At 34.5% G+C, this 17,141-nt stretch carries 17 protein-coding genes and 1 pseudogene; 15 read left to right on the plus strand and 3 right to left on the minus strand.

Features of this window, described 5'->3' with window-relative positions:
• The first annotated feature begins 10 nt into the window (after positions 1-10).
• The 6 genes from N0K80_RS07165 to N0K80_RS07190 all read left to right on the plus strand — a co-directional run bounded on the left by N0K80_RS07165 (position 11) and on the right by N0K80_RS07190 (position 8,127).
• Positions 11-478, plus strand: coding sequence for an arginine repressor (locus tag N0K80_RS07165; RefSeq protein WP_146342752.1), 468 nt, complete (start codon positions 11-13; stop codon positions 476-478).
• Between the two features lie 146 nt (positions 479-624).
• Complete coding sequence (locus N0K80_RS07170; protein ID WP_269024287.1) at positions 625-2,751, plus strand: PBP1A family penicillin-binding protein; 2,127 nt, start codon at positions 625-627, stop codon at positions 2,749-2,751.
• Between the two features lie 76 nt (positions 2,752-2,827).
• Positions 2,828-3,172, plus strand: a complete 345-nt coding sequence (locus tag N0K80_RS07175) for a YlbF family regulator (protein WP_057973354.1) — start codon at positions 2,828-2,830, stop codon at positions 3,170-3,172.
• 72 nt (positions 3,173-3,244) lie between these two features.
• Positions 3,245-4,465: a metallophosphoesterase family protein gene (locus N0K80_RS07180; RefSeq protein WP_269024288.1), complete on the plus strand. Its 1,221-nt coding sequence runs from the start codon at positions 3,245-3,247 to the stop codon at positions 4,463-4,465.
• The gene (locus N0K80_RS07185) at positions 4,452-7,142 is read left to right on the plus strand and encodes an ATP-binding protein (protein WP_269024289.1); all 2,691 of its coding nucleotides are present in this window, start codon (positions 4,452-4,454) and stop codon (positions 7,140-7,142) included. Before N0K80_RS07180 ends, N0K80_RS07185 begins: the two co-directional genes overlap by 14 nt.
• A gap of 10 nt (positions 7,143-7,152) precedes the next feature.
• Positions 7,153-8,127, plus strand: a complete 975-nt coding sequence (locus N0K80_RS07190) for a 3'-5' exoribonuclease YhaM family protein (protein ID WP_057973357.1) — start codon at positions 7,153-7,155, stop codon at positions 8,125-8,127.
• 99 nt (positions 8,128-8,226) lie between these two features.
• Here the strand turns inward: N0K80_RS07190 and N0K80_RS07195 are convergent, their stop codons facing one another.
• The 3 genes from N0K80_RS07195 to N0K80_RS07205 form a co-directional block, all read right to left on the minus strand.
• Positions 8,227-9,132 (minus strand): peptidylprolyl isomerase, encoded by a 906-nt coding sequence (locus tag N0K80_RS07195; RefSeq protein WP_146342756.1) that lies wholly within the window; start codon positions 9,130-9,132, stop codon positions 8,227-8,229.
• Between the two features lie 133 nt (positions 9,133-9,265).
• Positions 9,266-9,589 carry a hypothetical protein gene (locus tag N0K80_RS07200; protein WP_269024290.1) on the minus strand — a complete coding sequence of 108 codons (324 nt, stop codon included), beginning with the start codon at positions 9,587-9,589 and terminating at the stop codon, positions 9,266-9,268.
• Positions 9,589-10,020 carry an HIT family protein gene (locus N0K80_RS07205; protein ID WP_269024291.1) on the minus strand — a complete coding sequence of 144 codons (432 nt, stop codon included), beginning with the start codon at positions 10,018-10,020 and terminating at the stop codon, positions 9,589-9,591. Before N0K80_RS07205 ends, N0K80_RS07200 begins: the two co-directional genes overlap by 1 nt.
• Positions 10,021-10,133: 113 nt before the next feature.
• Between N0K80_RS07205 and N0K80_RS07210 the strand changes: the two genes are divergently transcribed.
• From N0K80_RS07210 to N0K80_RS07250, 9 genes and pseudogenes are all read left to right on the plus strand, one after another.
• On the plus strand, positions 10,134-10,871 hold the full coding sequence (locus N0K80_RS07210) for an ABC transporter ATP-binding protein (protein WP_269024292.1): 738 nt from the start codon (positions 10,134-10,136) through the stop codon (positions 10,869-10,871).
• Complete coding sequence (locus N0K80_RS07215; RefSeq protein WP_269024293.1) at positions 10,868-12,085, plus strand: ABC transporter permease; 1,218 nt, start codon at positions 10,868-10,870, stop codon at positions 12,083-12,085. Before N0K80_RS07210 ends, N0K80_RS07215 begins: the two co-directional genes overlap by 4 nt.
• A gap of 65 nt (positions 12,086-12,150) precedes the next feature.
• Positions 12,151-12,939 carry a phosphotransferase family protein gene (locus N0K80_RS07220; protein ID WP_269024294.1) on the plus strand — a complete coding sequence of 263 codons (789 nt, stop codon included), beginning with the start codon at positions 12,151-12,153 and terminating at the stop codon, positions 12,937-12,939.
• 73 nt (positions 12,940-13,012) lie between these two features.
• On the plus strand, positions 13,013-13,672 hold the full coding sequence (gene trmB / locus N0K80_RS07225) for a tRNA (guanosine(46)-N7)-methyltransferase TrmB (protein WP_057973364.1): 660 nt from the start codon (positions 13,013-13,015) through the stop codon (positions 13,670-13,672).
• Between the two features lie 194 nt (positions 13,673-13,866).
• Positions 13,867-14,946, plus strand: a complete 1,080-nt coding sequence (pepA, locus tag N0K80_RS07230) for a glutamyl aminopeptidase (protein WP_269024299.1) — start codon at positions 13,867-13,869, stop codon at positions 14,944-14,946.
• A gap of 5 nt (positions 14,947-14,951) precedes the next feature.
• The gene (locus tag N0K80_RS07235) at positions 14,952-15,272 is read left to right on the plus strand and encodes a thioredoxin family protein (RefSeq protein WP_269024295.1); all 321 of its coding nucleotides are present in this window, start codon (positions 14,952-14,954) and stop codon (positions 15,270-15,272) included.
• A 14-nt stretch (positions 15,273-15,286) separates the two neighbouring features.
• Positions 15,287-15,745, plus strand: a complete 459-nt coding sequence (locus tag N0K80_RS07240; protein ID WP_186674556.1) for a universal stress protein — start codon at positions 15,287-15,289, stop codon at positions 15,743-15,745.
• 2 nt (positions 15,746-15,747) lie between these two features.
• Positions 15,748-16,386: a YtpR family tRNA-binding protein gene (ytpR, locus tag N0K80_RS07245; protein ID WP_269024296.1), complete on the plus strand. Its 639-nt coding sequence runs from the start codon at positions 15,748-15,750 to the stop codon at positions 16,384-16,386.
• Between the two features lie 66 nt (positions 16,387-16,452).
• Positions 16,453-17,141, plus strand: a pseudogene (locus N0K80_RS07250) (hypothetical protein); the annotation flags it as partial.

The raw sequence follows: 17,141 nt of genomic DNA on the forward strand, positions 1-17,141 counted from the left end.
AGGGATTCTTATGAAGAAAGAGATACGTCAAACTAAAATTGAACAGTTAATTAATAAAAAAATAATCGCAACACAAGATGAACTGATTTCAGAATTGGACCGTACGGGTATCAAGGCAACTCAAGCAACCATTTCTAGAGATATTCGAGAAATGAAAATTGTTAAGGCACAAGATGAGCAAGGAAACTTGAAGTATGCGATTTTTAAATCAGGTAATCTCAGTGAAGAGGTTCATCTGTTTGAAATTATTTTTGAGGTGGTCACTAGTATCACTGAAATTCAATTTATGAACGTCGTTAAAACAATCCCAAGTAATGGGAATCTGCTGGCAGCGATTATTGATGATTTTGGCTTCTCTGATATTGTCGGGACCGTCGCCGGCCATGATACAATCATGATTATCAGTCCCAATGAGCAAGCCGCTCAACGCGTGCATACTATTTTTATAGAACATGCGAATCCGGATAATTTAATTTAAATAATTAGAGATTGAGAATTGCGAAAGCTATTTCTTGATCTTTTTTAAGTGCTTAAAAATATCATAATAAATTTGGCATTTAGTCATTAATTACAGTGCTATGGTAAAATAAAGTAAGATATTAAGATTAAGTATGAGGATAAATAATGGAAAATGAAAATAAAAGAAGTAAAACTGAAGATAAAAATTGGCTTGTAACGTACTTGATTCAATTTAAGAATTGGTTTCATAAGGTTTGGCATTTTTTACATGGATGGCAGTGGCTAACCATTTTAATTTTAACAATTATTTTAGGTTCTAGTGCGTATTTAACTTATGTAGCAAAAACGACGAACGTCAGAGGATTAAAATCTGCCTTACAACAATCAACTGAAATTTTTGATAAAGATGGCGATAAAGCGGGATCACTTTATTCCCAAAAAGGGACCTATGTTTCATTGAAAAAAATTTCACCGAACATTCAAAATGCAGTCCTTTCATCGGAAGACCGTAATTTTTATCATGAACACGGATTTTCAATTAAAGGGATGGCACGTGCTGCCGTCTCCTTGGTTAAAAATCGGTTGATGGGTAGTCATGAAATTAGTGGTGGCGGAAGTACAATTACGCAGCAGCTAGTTAAGAATGCATTTTTGTCTCAGGAACAAACATACAGTCGTAAGGCAAAAGAAATATTTATTTCGATTCAAACAGAGAAGGTATACTCAAAAAATGATATATTGACGATGTATTTAAATAATGCATATTTTGGTAACGGGGTTTGGGGTGTCCAAGACGCATCAAAAAAATATTTTGGGAAGAATGCCTCGGATTTAACTGTTAGCGAATCAGCCGTTATTGCGGGGATGCTAACCTCTCCGGGCGCATTTAACCCAATAGATCATCCCGTAGCAGCAAAACAACGACGAAATATTGTGTTAGACGTCATGTATGAGAATAAAAAAATATCCGGGTCCGAATTATTAGGTGCCAAACAGACTGCTATCACGTTGAATGACACGTATGATTATCAATCGGGTTATAAATATCCTTATTATTTTGATGCTATTATTAGTGAGGCAATTAAAAATTACGGATTAACTGAATCTGATATTATGAACCGTGGCTATAAAATTTATACGGCAATGGACCAAACGCATCAGGAAGCAATGCAAACATCATTTGACAATTCAGAGTTATTTCCACTAGACGCTGATGATGGAACAAAAGCCCAGGGTGGATCTGTCGCAATTAATTCAAGTACGGGTGGTGTTACGGCAATTGTTGGTGGTCGGGGTAAACATGTCTTCCGAGGGTATAATCGAGCAACGCAAATTAATCGACAGCCCGGGTCTACTTTGAAACCAATTGCAGTTTATGCACCGGCACTTGAGGACGGTTATTTTTACGATTCAGAATTAAAAGATAAAAAACAATCGTATGGTTCAAATAATTATTCACCTAATAATTATGATAATCAATATGCGGGAAAAATTCCGATGTACCAGGCGTTGGCACTTAGTAAAAATGCGCCAGCAGTTTGGCTACTGAATAAAATTGGTGTTGAAAAAGGGTATGATTCGGTTAAAAAGTTTGGCATACCTGTTAAAAATTCCGATAAAAATTTAGATTTAGCTTTAGGCGGATTAACAACTGGAGTTTCGCCGTATGAAATGGCTAGTGCGTACACCGCATTTGCTAATGGCGGAGTCCAAAAAAAGGCCCATTTTATCACTAAAATTGTCGACGCTTCTGGTAAAACGGTCGTCAATAATTCGGATGATGGTGAAACTAAGGTTATGAGCAGCAAGATAGCTAAATCAATGACAAGTATGATGATGGGTGTCTTTGAATCTGGAGGAACCGGTGAGTCAGCTGCGCCGTCCGGATACACAATTGCCGGAAAAACTGGGAGTACTGAAGCTAAAAAGGGGTCTACAAATGGAACGAAGGATCAGTGGGTTGTTGGATACACACCAGACGTAACCGTAGCAACATGGGTTGGGTTTGATACAACAGATGATACGCACTATTTGAAAAATTTAAGTGGGGACATTGTTAACTCGTTATTTAAAAGCGAAATGACGGGTATCTTGCCAAATACGGCTAAAACAAGTTTTTCAACAAAATCGGCTAACGAATTGGCGAATAAGACAACTCCGAATGACGATGGAGAAAGTATTTTAGGGTCAGTTGAAAAACAAACGGATGAAATAAAAAATAAATTATCAGATACTGCCAAAAAAGCCCAAAAATGGCTTAGTGATGGGTTTAAAGGGATGTTCGGAAATTAGAATAAATCAATGCAAATTAGGAATAAAAATGATACACTAATTAGGTTAATATAAACTATTACTGGAGGAATTAGACATGGTTGTTAATATTTATGATACAGCGAACCAAATGGGGCAAGATCTTAGTAAAACTGAAGAATATAAGGCTTTGAAATTAGCTTATACAAAAATGCAAGAAGACGAAAAAGCGTATAAATTATTTAAGGAATTTCAAACAATTCAAATGTCATTACAACAAAAACAAATGAATGGTGAAGAAATGACAGATGAAGAACTTGAAAATGCACATCAACTTTCAGAAAAAATTGGTGAGTTTGAAGCTATCAAAGATTTGATGGCTAAAGAACAAGTATTAAGTGAAGTTATGAATGAAGTCAATTCAATTATCACGAAACCAATACAAGATTTATACCGTAATTAATTCAAATAAGAATCCTGGGGGCAAAGCAGTCTATGTTTTGTACCAGGTTTTTTTTTATAAAGGAGAAGAAAAATGAAATTTATTCATGCGGCTGATTTACATTTAGATAGTCCATTTGGTGGATTGAAAAATGTACCCAAGCAATTAATGAATTCAATTTATCAATCAACATTTAAAGCGTTGAGCAACCTTGTGGACACAGCCATTAGTGAGTCCGTTGATTTTGTCTGCCTAGTTGGTGATTTATATGATTCAGATGAAATGAGTATTGTAGCGCAGACAACACTGATTGAACAGTGCGAACGACTTCAAAATTCCGGCATAAATGTTTACTTAAGTTTTGGTAATCATGATTTTTCCGATAATAAGCAAAATCATTTAACTTTTCCTTCGAACGTAACGCTTTTTACAAGTGAAGTTGAAACGGTGACACATGTTTTGGAAAATGGTGATGAAGTTCAGTTAACTGGGTTTAGTTACGCACATAGATGGGAACCATCAAAAATTGCAGATTACCCAGTTCGAGGTAATGAAAAATGGCATATTGGATTAATCCATGGATCAAATGAAGGGTCGAGTTCAACGGTCGACGAGAGTTATGCGCCATTTACCGTTAAAGAGTTATTGCAGAAAAATTATGATTATTGGGGATTGGGCCATATTCACGTACGACAGGTTTTAAGTGAAGTGCCACCAATTATCTATCCAGGAAATACGCAAGGCCGCCATCGTAAGGAATCGGGCGATAAAGGCTTTTATTTGGTGAATAGCGAAGGAAGTAAATTATCTCCTGAATTTGTGACTTCTTCTACAATTGATTGGGAAACGGTTAACGTTTCTTTGGCAACAATTAACTCACTGTCAGATGCAATTGATAAAATTGATCTTGAATGCCAAAAATTTCCTGATAATAAAGCGTATTTAATGGTGATACAATTAACCGATTTAGATGATTTTAGTGAGTTATTATTAAATCGAATTCAAAATGGAGATCTGCTAACAGCGTGGATTCAAAAACATTCATCAGATAATTATTATTGGATTGTTAAAATGAAAATGTTGGTTAATGAGAAAATGATCTTTGAATCAATTGACCAGGAGTACTGGGAAAAAAGTGCGAAGCGTGTTTTTACGAATGATAAAATGACTGAGTTAGCTGATAAATTATTACAAATTCCGGAATTAAATACGTACCTGCTAGGTAAGGAACACGTATCAGAATTACAGGAAAGTGCGAAAGTATTGCTTCATGAAAATCAAGCGATTGAGGGCCATGATAATGAAAATAACTAAAGTTACAATCTATGGATTTGGAAAATGGCACGATAAGATATTTGACTTCAGTCAGACGAATCAAGTTATATTTGGATTAAATGAGGCGGGTAAGTCAACATTAACAACATTTATGTTAAGTATGCTGTTTGGATTTGCTACTGCTAAAAAGAAATATCAGCAGTATTTACCTAAAGATGCATCTACATATGGCGGAGAATTAGAGTTATTAGTAGACGGCGTTTCCTACAGATTGACAAGAACACAGGGGAAATCCGGTGGAAAAGTAACCATTGTTAATAATCAGTCCGGTGCGAAAGTCGCAAGTAGTCAATTGCAGGAGTGGCTAAAACCAGTGGATGAAAATCTGTATAATCAAGTGTTTTCATTTAATCAACAGGCGTTGAATCAAGTGTTTGATTTAACGAATGAAGATTTAAATGAATACTTAACGACTATGGGTGCGGTTGGCAGTCAAGAATGGCTAGAGTTAATTAAACAGATACAAAAAGATGCGGATCAAGTCTATAAGCCGGCTGGTCGAGTAACGGAGTTAAATAAGGAAATTGCAGCATACAACAATTTAGTTGATAAGATAAATCGGGCTAAACAGAAATTTCCGGAATACGTAACAACGCAGAAAAAACTAGATCAAAATAATGAAGAGGTTAAAAAATTACAAGCGGCTCAGCAAAAGGTGGCAACGGATAAACAACGTTATGAACAACTAAAACAAAATTGGCCAATTTATGCGCAGTCAAAAACATTAGCAAATGAGCTAGAAAAAGTTGATGGGAATGAAATGATTTCCGGCGATAATTATCAAACGATGCAAAATTTGTTAGGGAAACAAAAAGTGAACGATGAAAGATTAAAATCAATTAATCACAGTGCAACAAGTGAACAAGAGAATTTAGCAGCTTTAAATTTGATCAATTTTTACGAAGACAATCAAGATGCTTTTGATACATTATTTGTTCGTTTGCCAGAGAACCAACAACGCTTAGACAAAATGTTATTGGAACAGACAAACTTAGATCAGCTATTAGCTGAACAAGAAAGATTAACGATTCAATATCAAAATTCGCAGGGAACTATGCCAACGGCGTTTAGTACGGATGATCTTAAAAAAATTGTCGAATTAGTTAAACTTGAAGAAAATAATAAAGTAACTTTGCAAAAAGTTGAACAACAGCAATTTGCGAAAAAGCAGGATGTTCTAGAGTTAAATCAAAAAATTAATCAAGAAAATCAACCGAAAAAAAATAAATGGTCTATACAACAAATGATGATAATGGGTACAATAGATATTGCAATTGTTTTAGGCATATTGATCTTTAATCCATCAAAATTAATCGGTTGGTTAGGAACAGTTATAGCAATTGTATATACCATATATGCATTTAAACAGCATAATTTAAAAGGTAATCCGAGTTCAACACGGTTAACGCAAGCTCAAACTGAGCTACAGACTGTTAGTGCAGAAATCAATGTAGAACAACTGAAGATAGATGAATTAACGGAACAATTGAGACAGGTTGCGGCTGACTTAGACGATTATCGGGCACAATATGGATTAACCAATTTTCCAAAAAACCAATGGATTCCGATGCAAAATGATTTAAATCGACTCGATTCTCTGATGAGCCAAGTTAATCAAAAATCGATTGAGATTGATAATCTACTAAACTTAAGTAATATCTATTTGAATCAGGCAAATTTTGCCGATAGTTTTTTAGCTCTTAATAAAAATGATCTGGCGGACAGCTTAATTAGAATTAGAGATTTTAATGATAAATTAAAACCATTAATTACTGAATCGCAGTCGATTAAGAATAAAATGAGTTATCTAGATGAGCAAAAAAAACATGAAAATAAGACACACGATGATATTTCGAATCAAATTAATGAATTATTGGTGCACTATCAGTTAACGGACGTTAATCAGTTTGAAAAAAATTATGATTCACAAAAACAACTTATTCAAGATAAATCTAAGCTAGATACGATTAACGCTCAATTACCTTCAGAAGTTAGAGAAGTACTTGATACATATGAATCTGAAGAAATTTTGAACGAGCGTCTTGTTGAATCCACAGAGCAAGCAGCTCAAATCCAAAATGATATTTTGGATATAAATCAGACTATTATTGATCAAAAAACAACGTTACAAACTTTAAAAGCAGAAGGTAATTATACGGAGCTCCGACAAGATTTGGCTGAAAAAGTAACTGTTTTGAGCGAACTGGCTGATAAATGGTTAACTCAAAAATTAACGATTAACTGGATTAATGCAGCGTTGCAAGAGTCATCTGGTGTTAGAATGCCACAAATGATTAAATTGGCTAATCATTATTTTGAATTATTAACATTAGGTCGTTTCAAACAAATAAATAATTCAATGGGATTGTTAACCGTCGTTTCTTCTGATATGGTATCATTTGAAGTGGGAGAGTTATCACAGGGGACAGCAGAACAGCTTTACATCGCGCTTAGGTTTGCTTTAGTGATGACAATTAATGAATCAATTGAATTGCCACTTATTATTGATGATGGATTTGTTAATTTTGATGAAAATAGAAAAAATGCGGTTCTACGGCTCATACGAGAAATCAGTGAGACAGTTCAGATTATATATCTGACGGCCGATAATTCGGGACTTGCCGAATTTGATAATGACAAGATAATCAAACTATAGGAGGATTGACATGGCACAAGAAAAAAAGATATTTGAATATAAAGTTGATGAAAACGTGGCACTATTTGTTTTAATAAAAAGTGCAGAAGTTCGAAATACAAAGAACAATAAACAATTTATTGCGTTTAATTTTGAGGATAGTTCTGGCCAAATTAGCGCTAAACTTTGGGATGCAACGCCAGAGGCAATTGAGCAATTTCAAACAGGTAAAGTAGCCTTCATTAAGGGAAAACGAGAGGTTTATCAAAACAATCCTCAGATGAAAATATATCATATTAGATTGACTGAAGAAGGTGAACCTAATGACCCAAGTCAGTTTGTTGTTAGTGCGCCAATGAAGAAAGACGATATGGAAGAAGAATTTAATAAGGTTATCTTTGAAATTACTAATCCAAATTGGAACAGAATCGTAAGATATTTGATAACTGAAAAACATGATGACTTTTTCAGTTATCCAGCGGCAAAGAAAAATCATCATGCGTTTTCTGGCGGATTAGCTTACCACACACTTTCAATGCTCCGGTTAGCTAAATCTATCGTTGCCGAGTACGGGGATGTAATTAATGCGCCATTATTGTATGCGGGTGTCATCTTACATGATTTAGGTAAAACGATTGAATTATCGGGTTCGGTCGCAACAACTTATACATTAGCCGGAAATTTAATTGGACATATTGTATTAATTGATGAAGAAATTGTTAAAGCGGCTGGTGAACTTAAAATTAATCTTGAATCCGAAGATATGATTCTATTACGCCACGTTGTTCTTGCACATCATGGGTTGCTGGAATATGGGTCACCCGTGCAGCCCCATTTAATCGAGGCAGACGTTTTACATCAAATTGATAATTTAGATGCTTCAATCCAAATGTTGAAGGGATCACTGGCTCATACTGAAGAGGGTGAATTTTCTGAACGAATTTTTGGAATGGACGGACGTAATTTTTATAAACCGCATCTTACTAATGATGAACTAAATAATTAGACATATACTAAAATAGATTCAATGAAAGGCAATTTGCCTTTCATTGAATCTATTTTTTTGTAAAAAAAACATCAGATTTAATCTGATGTTTTAAATGAATTATTTTGAAGATGATGAAGATGATGATAAGTAACTTGAAAGAACATCTTTTAAGTCTTTATCTTTAATTGATACGTTACCTTTTTTAAGAACTTTACCAACTATTTTTTGTAATTTAGTTGAGTCAGCCATAGTTTCAGTAACAATTTGTTCTTTTAAGTCAGAAGTATGGTCGGCTTTTTTACCTTTACCGGCATTCTTAACACTTAAGATAACATCGTAACCTGAAGCTGTCTTAACTGGAGTAGTCGTATATTTACCTTGCTTCAAGTCAAATGCAGCTTTTTTGAATTCTGCTGTTAATGTTGTATCAGTGTTGTTGAATGGAGATAACGTACCACCAGTACTTGCAGAAGTTGTATCGGTTGATTTTTCTTTAGCTAATGCAGTAAATTTATCAGTTAACTTCTTAGCAGTTTTTTGTTCATCAAGTTGTTTGATGATATCTTTGGCGTCTGATTCTTTAGCAACTTGAATACGTTGAACAGTAATAGTTGGTTGGTAAGCTTCCCATTGTTTATTTACAGCTGAAGTACTTAAGTCACTGTAATCTTTAACGGCAGCTTTCAAAAGCAAGTTAGAACGTAATTCTGCTTTAAAGCTCGTTTTTGTCATGCTGTTTTGTGATAAAACAGATGAAAAACTTGATCCATATTGAGCTTTATAAGTATCATATTGTTTTGTAACTTCTTTATCGGAAACGTCCTTACCATATTCTTTTTCCAATACTTTGTTCAAGATCATTTGTTGTAAGATTGATGTACCACTTGACGTTTTCTTCAAACTGTCATAGTAAGCACTTTCTGTAACTTTACCACCTGAGGTAGTTGCAACTGTTGAGTTCCCACACCCCGCTAATGTAAATGTTAATAATACGCCGGCTAAAGCAACAAGCCATTTTTTCATAACCTAACACATCCTATTTCTTAAATTTTTTGTCTTTTCAAAGAAAGACTAATATGCTTAATATAACATAATTATCGTGTAATGAAAGTAATTGCACAAAAATTCACAAAAAAATCAAACTTTAAACCGCTTGTTATTGGTACTTTTCTAATTTTTTATTAATTTTACGCAAGTTTGGCTCAATTTCGTAACTAAACTCGTTGATACGATCATTAATGGCATCAATAATTGGTGCTGTTTCATCAATAACAATATTTAAACGATTGGTCGCGTCTAATAATTTTTTTGATGAGTTGGCAACGCGACTGATATCATTTTGATAGTCAGAAAAATCTTCTTTCGCTTTTGCTTTTTTTTCTGTGATAAAAGTACTAAGCTCATCCCTATGCGTGTAAGCATAGTAAGCCGATCCACCAATGATTGATAGTAAAGTGAAACGTTTAACCGTTTTTGACATTATTTTTCTCCAATCATATTTTTGATTGATGACATCATTGATTCAAGTTGGTCTGGCTCATATTTTTTTGAGTTGTCCTTGAATGATATCTTAAAGGTATCTTTTGTCGTGTATCTAGGAATTAAGTGGAAATGTGAGTGGAAAACAGATTGATAGGCAATTGCGCCATTATTATTAATAATATTCATACCCTGAATATCTGGATTACTTGCCTTAATTGCGGATGCAATCATGGGTATTTTGGCGAATACAGCACTTGCAAGTGCTTGGTCGTATTCAAAGATGTCAGCAACATGTTTTTTCGGAATAACAAGTGTGTGCCCTGGTGTTGTTTGCGAAATATCAAGAAATGCCTTAATATTTTCATCTTCATAAATGGTAAAACTAGGTATTTCATTAGCAACGATTTTACAAAAAATACAGTCAGTCATATGTTTACCTTCTTTCAATGTTAAGTATGAACATATTATACATCATGAATGATAATTCAGCATAATATGATATAATTGGAGTCATAAATAAAATGTAAATGGGGAATCGGCAAATGACATTAGAAGTTAAAAATTTAGTGGGCGGTTACTCTCAAATACCAGTTTTAAAAGATATTTCTTTTGAAGTTAAACCTGGAAATGTAGTGGGTTTAATTGGACTGAATGGTGCTGGTAAATCAACCACAATCAATCATATAATTGGATTATTAACCCCACAAAAGGGTTCTATTAAATTAAATGGAGTGACGTTAAGAGAAGACAGTCAGGCTTACAAATCACACCTGGCTTATATTCCAGAGACGCCAATTTTGTATGAAGAGTTAACATTGAAAGAACATATAGAACTTTCGATAATGGCTTATGGCCTGGACAATGATCGAGCTTGGAAGAAAGCCAACGAGTTATTAAAAATATTTAGACTCGATAATAAGTTAGATTGGTTTCCAGCTAATTTTTCTAAAGGGATGAAGCAAAAAGTCATGATTGTTTGTGCTTTTTTAACGGAATCGGATTTTTATGTTATTGATGAACCGTTTCTTGGCCTGGATCCTCTAGCAATTAATGATTTACTTGAGTTAATTGTTTCTGAGAAAGAACGCGGGGCGAGCGTGTTAATGTCAACTCATGTTTTGGCAACCGCTGAAAAGTATTGTGATTGGTTTATTTTGTTAAATAAAGGTGAAATTAAAACGCAGGGGACTATGGTTGAATTGAGACAGGCATACAATAAACTTGATGCTTCTTTAGACGAAATATATCTCGGTTTAACTAAGGACGAGGTAACGAGATGAAAGACTTATGGACCAATCGTTTAAAGAGTCATCAATTATTATTATTAAAGTATTTAAGATATGTCTTGAACGATCATTTTGTGGTTGCAATTATGTTCTTTGTTGGTGGACTAGGATTAGCGTACTCTAACGGATTAAAAGTCATGCCAATTAATTTAATTTGGTATCGACCTGCTTTGATTGTTGGACTACTGGTTATTTTACAAATTGGTCGATTAAGTACTTTATTGAAAGAAGCAGATATTGTATTTCTATTGCCGCAGGAATACGCATTAGGTACCTATCTCAAAAAAGCGAAACGATATTCAACAATTATGGCTAGTTTAATGCAACTTGTGTTTATCGTTCTTCTTATTCCTGTCATGATGATTGGAATGAGGATTACGTTGATGAATGTTATTTTTTTAATTTTAACGCAACTCTGCCTAAAAAATAACTGGATGACGATTTCGTTATTGGAAAAATATCAAAATAATCGATTTGGTAGATTAAATAAGACGCTAATTATTGGGCTCTTACCCGTTATTATTTATGCGATTGGCCTGTACGGCAGTTTTATTGCGAGTTTTATAATTGCCATGTTGAGTAGTTTAATATTAAGCTATTTATCGGTTCAGGATTTTAAAGAGATTTTTGATTGGAAAAAGGCCATTAGCTTTGAAGAGAATAGAATGTTGGGTATTTATCGTTTCTTTAATTTATTTACTGATGTACCAATGGTTAGGGGACAAGTTAAAAGACGGGCGTACCTTGATTTTATCTTAAATCGAGTGAGAAAAGATGATAAAAATGTGTACATGTTTTTATATGCACGAGGTTTTATTCGTGGCACCGAATTTAGTGGCTTATTTATTCGATTAACATTGATTGGTGCACTAATTATCGCGTTTATACCAGTCGGATGGTTGGCAATTGCCTTTTTAGTTTTATTCATTTATCTAATTGGCTTTCAACTATTACCGTTCGCAAAACATTATGACAATATTATTTTTACGAGATTGTATCCAAAAGGAAAAGATTTTCAAATTAGAAACTTTAAAACATTTACTTTAGTTATTTTAGGGATAAGCGCGTTATTTTTAAATATCGCACTTTATATTGGTACTGGACAATTAATCATGCTTGGCTACGGTATTTTGGCAAGTTTAATTGAAATAAGTTTGTTTACGAAATTTTACTTGGTTACTAGAGTTAAAAAAATCCTTGACGTATAATGTCGATATTTGTAATATAAAACTATAAGGTCAGAGGTCAGTCGAGAAGAAGAGGTAGTAATAAGATGGATTTCAACTTAGATCCCGGTTGGCAATTGTTACCAATTGGTGGAGATACGGGTACCGCATACATGGGAACTAGGGCGCAAGAAAAGGTATTTCTAAAACGAAATATGTCGCCTTTTTTAGCTGCATTATCGGTTGCCGGTATTACACCGAAATTAATTTGGACTAAGCGTATCTCAAGCGGGGATACATTGACTGCTCAAGAATGGTTAAATGGGCGAAATCTAAATTCTGACGAAATGAGCCAGAAAATGGTTCCGGAATTATTATCTAAAATACATCGTTCAAAACAACTTAGAAGCATGTTGAGTCAGGTTGGCGGAGAGACAATCACGCCAAGTGGCCTTTTGGCAAACTATTTTGATGATTTAAGTAACGATTTAAAAAATCATCCCCTGCTAACCGATATTTTTCACCAATTAAATGAACGGCAACCCGAGTTATCAACTGACGATTATACGGTTTGTCATGGCGATTTAAATCACAGAAATTGGTTGCGATCGGATACGAATCAATTATATTTGGTTGATTGGGAGTCTGCTAAAATTGCTGATCCGGCTATGGATTTGAGTTTAGTGATGTCTGAATATATTCCTAGTACGCAATGGCGTGATTGGTTAGAGTCATACCATGAGTCTTTGGAAGATAATGATCTATTGAATCGAATTAATTGGTATTATAAAATGGCAATCTTACAACGAATTAAAAAGGCGCATGGACTGGGTCGATTCCATGAGATGAACCAAGCGCTTGTAGAGCTACAAAAATATAACGCAGAAATGAATTAAAGAGAAGTGGGGCTAAAACGATTAAACCGTTCTAGCCCCACTTACTTTATTAAATGAAATGAGGATATATAAGTTGAGATTAAGAAATAAAGCGTGGGCTGAACCGTTAATTGCTGAACATCCAGAATTACTCGTGACGTCACCGAATCAATTTAAAGGTAAATGGCAGTCAAGATTTGAAAAAAAACAACCTTTGTTTATTGAAATAGGTATGGGCAAAGGTGGATTTATTATGGGGATGGCTGAAAAGTTTCCAGAATATAATTTTATTGGTATTGAATTACAAACGACAATTGCGGCAATTACGTTAAAAAAACAAGTTGAAGCCAAGATTCCAAATTTACAATTAATATTAGGAAATGGTGATTCGGTTACCGAATTCTTTGATGATAACGAAGTTGATGGTGTCTATTTGAACTTCTCAGATCCATGGCCAAAAACGAGACAAGCTAAGCGCCGACTCACACATGGTAGCTTTTTAAAGGGATATGAACAAGTCATGAAAGCGGATGGCCATCTTGAATTTAAGACAGACAATCGAGGATTATTCGAGTATTCATTAGTTAGTTTAAATGAGTATGGAATGGCCTATGATCAGGTTTGGCTTGATTTACATGCAAGCATAGAGGCTGAAGATAATGTGATGACAGAATATGAAGAAAAGTTTAGTAAAAAGGGTCAACCAATCTATAAATTAGAGGCACACTTTATGCCGACTGGAAATCTGGAATAATAATTCCAGATTTTTTTGTATTTATTTTTTTCAATAATAAAGAATGCGAACTAGATTAGTGGCCTAAATGGTAAAGAAGATACATTCTTAGCTTCTTTTATGGTAGTATTATATAATATAAATTAAGTAATAATACGGTAGTAAATAAAAAATATAACCAATTTTTCAGACAAAATGAAAAGGGGATTTTAATGATGAATGATAAAACGTTTAATTTAGTTAAAACAATGACAGAACTTCAAGCAACAAGTGGGTTTGAAAATAATGTTCGGGATGTTATGCGCGAAAAAATGACACCGAATGTTGATGAAGTTGTCCAAGACGGTTTGGGTGGTATTTTTGGTATTCGTAACAACGCAGATACAAATGCGCCTAAAATTATGACTGCCGCTCACATGGATGAAGTTGGATTTATGCTTGCTGCAATTAATGATAATGGTTTGTTTTCAGTTCGTCCCCTTGGTGGATGGAACCCATTTGTTGTTTCTTCACAACGATTCACATTAACAACTCGATCAGGTCAAACATATCCAATCATCTCTTCTTCGGTATCACCACATTTATTACGTGGTGATAATCATCAAAATGCAACACCACAAATTAATGATATCTTATTTGATGGGGGCTTTGAATCAGCCGCTGAGGCAAGAGAATTTGGGATTGCACCAGGTGATTATATTGTGCCGGATGTTGAAACAATTAAAACGGCGAATGGCAAAAACATTATTAGTAAGGCGTGGGATAACCGTTACGGTTGTACAGCTGTGTTAGAAACGCTTGGAAAATTAAAAGATACAACATTACCCAATACATTATTTGCTGGTGCCAATGTTCAAGAAGAAGTCGGTTTACGAGGTACACCAGGTGCAGTAAATATGTTAAAACCAGATTTGTTCTTTGCTGTTGATTGTTCCGCAGCAAATGATCTTGAAACAACAAAGGGAACGTTTGGTCATCTTGGTGAGGGTACATTGATTAGAATTTACGATCCAAGATTAGTGACGCTTCCAAGATTAAAAGAATTCTTGTTAGATACTGCTTCAGACAATAATATTCCATACCAATACTTTGTTTCTCAAGGTGGAACTGATGCCGGTGCTGCACAAACCGAAAATAATGGAATTCCAAGTTCCGTGATTGGTGTTTGCGCGCGCTATATCCATACGCATCAAACAATGTTTTCAATCAGAGATTACGAAGCAGCGAAAGAATTGCTTGAAAAAACAATTTTAGGATTAGATCGTTCAACCGTTGATACAATCATTAAGGGGTAGTAAGCTTGGAAAAATTAGAAGTTTTAGAAACAAATAAATTAAATGAACTGTTGGCAAATGGAAAGTCATTATTTTACTTCACCGCAGGTTGGTGTCCAGATTGTAACTTTATTGAACCAATGATGCCTGAAATTGAAGCAGAATATGCTGACTTTAATTTTTACAAAGTTGATCGAGATGAGCAAATTGAACTTTGCCAAGAATGGGGTATCTTTGGAATTCCAAGTTTTGTTGCATTTGAGAATGGAAATGAACTTGACCGTTATGTAAGTAAAGATCGTAAGACAAAGGAACAGATTGAAGCATTTATGAATAAATTAAACTAATTGGGGTGATGGCCATGTTTGAGCAACTTTATAAAAAAGTAATGGTAGGGATTGATGGTAGCGCACAATCTGAGCGTGCATTCAATCAAGCCGTTGATAGCACTTTGAAAAATGAAGCAAGTTTGTTAATTGTACACGTTGTAGAACGCAGTGTTGACAATACATTTTCAGAGGACGAAGATGATGTTACGACTGAAGTTAGACGGTTAAATGACACATTGGCCGACTACAAACAGGTCGCGTTGGATAAGGGCGTTAATCATGTGGAGACAATTTTAGCGTATGGATCCCCTAAAGTGTTATTAAGTCGAGAAATACCAGAAGAAAAGCATGTTGACTTAATTATGGTTGGTCAAACTGGCGCTAATGCTGTTGAACGATTTGTAAATGGGTCAACGACAGATGCAATTCTTAGAAATGCGTCTTGTGACGTTTTAGTCATCAGTGATAAAAAGAAGGGAATTAACAAATAAATATGTTGATATCAAGTTATAATTTAAAAAATGTTGGCGATACACTAATGGTTGTTTTACGTGAAGACGTGGAACAACAAAGTTCAGAGTTAAAAAATAACGTTGTTCGTATTTTTGATGAAAAATCAAATGCGACTTTGGGATTTAATTTTTTGGAAATTTCTGAAGCATTACCTAGTTTAATTGGCAATGGGCAAGTTTTTTTAACTGAAGGTCAGGTTAAAAAATTAAATGAACTAATCGTTTCTGCCGGATTTGATGATAAATTGATTCTTGATGAAGATCCTAAGTTCGTCGTTGGATATGTAGCAGAATCTACGGAACATCCTGATTCTGATCATTTACATGTCACAAAAATTCAAGTTAACAACAATGAGATGTTAGACATCGTTTGTGGTGCACCTAATATTGAACAAGGCCAACTAGTGGTTGTTGCTAAAGTTGGTGCAATGATGCCAACCGGAGCAATTATTTGGCCAGGTAAGTTACGTGGGATTGAAAGTTATGGAATGGTCAGTTCGGCTCAAGAATTGGGTATTCCAAATGCACCTACTGCGCATGGTATTTTAGTTTTAGATGATAAAACGAATCATGTCGGTGATGCGTTTGATTTCGAAAAAGCAGCTAAATTATTTGCATAATATAGATTTATAAAAACTAATTGCAGTTATTGGCAATTAGTTTTTTACATAGTTAGGATGAAATTAATGGAGCGTTATGATGGACCCGCATTTTATAAAAAAACAATAAAAAAAGAAGAAGCGACGTCTCGTAATGATGATCGATTTATCCGAAAAGAAGTTAAAATGGATAGTCAGAACGAGAAATCACAAATTAATCATTACTCTAGAGGTTTTAGACCAAAACAAATACCCACATTCTTTACGAGTAAAAAACAAAATAAAAATGTTAAATATCGTCAACTTTTGGTTCAATTGACAAAAGCGAAAGATACTTATTTGTTGTTTGATGATCAAGCTGACAATTACTTTAGCGAAGAGACTGTTGAGTTACCACTTCATGCTGGTTTAAGCGCGACTGATGACACAGCTAGCGAGAATTTTGTATCACCAAATGAAGTCACACCGGTTGTTGAAAAAAGAGTGGTACAAAACGAGTTCTTGGCGAATACGACGCCAATACCTGAAGTTACTCCTACAGTAGATGTGACTCCAAAAATAGTTGCTAATAACAAACATGCATTAGCTAGGGGTCTATTTGAGATAACCAATTCTGAAAATGAAGCTCAAAAGGAGCTTGCTGTATTTAAAGATAAACCTGAAGTTTCATCACGAGAAGAACTTGCATCTGTTGGAACTGATTATCAAACTAAACAAGAAGTACAAGAAGTACAAGAAGTACAAGAAGTACAAGAAGTACAAGAAGTACAAGAAGT

Origin of the sequence: Dellaglioa carnosa (assembly GCF_026948345.1) — a bacterium.
Lineage (GTDB): Bacteria > Bacillota > Bacilli > Lactobacillales > Lactobacillaceae > Dellaglioa > Dellaglioa algida.

Bases quoted from the DNA above. Each gene is read 5' to 3' on its own strand.
- N0K80_RS07195 (WP_146342756.1), bottom strand. From the start codon at position 9,132: ATGAAAAAATGGCTTGTTGCTTTAGCCGGCGTATTATTAACATTTACA.
- N0K80_RS07220 (WP_269024294.1), top strand. From the start codon at position 12,151: ATGGATTTCAACTTAGATCCCGGTTGGCAATTGTTACCAATTGGTGGA.
- N0K80_RS07180 (WP_269024288.1), top strand. From the start codon at position 3,245: ATGAAATTTATTCATGCGGCTGATTTACATTTAGATAGTCCATTTGGT.
- N0K80_RS07215 (WP_269024293.1), top strand. From the start codon at position 10,868: ATGAAAGACTTATGGACCAATCGTTTAAAGAGTCATCAATTATTATTA.
- N0K80_RS07200 (WP_269024290.1), bottom strand. From the start codon at position 9,589: ATGTCAAAAACGGTTAAACGTTTCACTTTACTATCAATCATTGGTGGA.
- N0K80_RS07240 (WP_186674556.1), top strand. From the start codon at position 15,287: ATGTTTGAGCAACTTTATAAAAAAGTAATGGTAGGGATTGATGGTAGC.
- pepA (WP_269024299.1), top strand. From the start codon at position 13,867: ATGAATGATAAAACGTTTAATTTAGTTAAAACAATGACAGAACTTCAA.
- N0K80_RS07165 (WP_146342752.1), top strand. From the start codon at position 11: ATGAAGAAAGAGATACGTCAAACTAAAATTGAACAGTTAATTAATAAA.
- N0K80_RS07190 (WP_057973357.1), top strand. From the start codon at position 7,153: ATGGCACAAGAAAAAAAGATATTTGAATATAAAGTTGATGAAAACGTG.
- N0K80_RS07185 (WP_269024289.1), top strand. From the start codon at position 4,452: ATGAAAATAACTAAAGTTACAATCTATGGATTTGGAAAATGGCACGAT.
- ytpR (WP_269024296.1), top strand. From the start codon at position 15,748: ATGTTGATATCAAGTTATAATTTAAAAAATGTTGGCGATACACTAATG.
- N0K80_RS07175 (WP_057973354.1), top strand. From the start codon at position 2,828: ATGGTTGTTAATATTTATGATACAGCGAACCAAATGGGGCAAGATCTT.
- N0K80_RS07210 (WP_269024292.1), top strand. From the start codon at position 10,134: ATGACATTAGAAGTTAAAAATTTAGTGGGCGGTTACTCTCAAATACCA.
- N0K80_RS07170 (WP_269024287.1), top strand. From the start codon at position 625: ATGGAAAATGAAAATAAAAGAAGTAAAACTGAAGATAAAAATTGGCTT.
- N0K80_RS07205 (WP_269024291.1), bottom strand. From the start codon at position 10,020: ATGACTGACTGTATTTTTTGTAAAATCGTTGCTAATGAAATACCTAGT.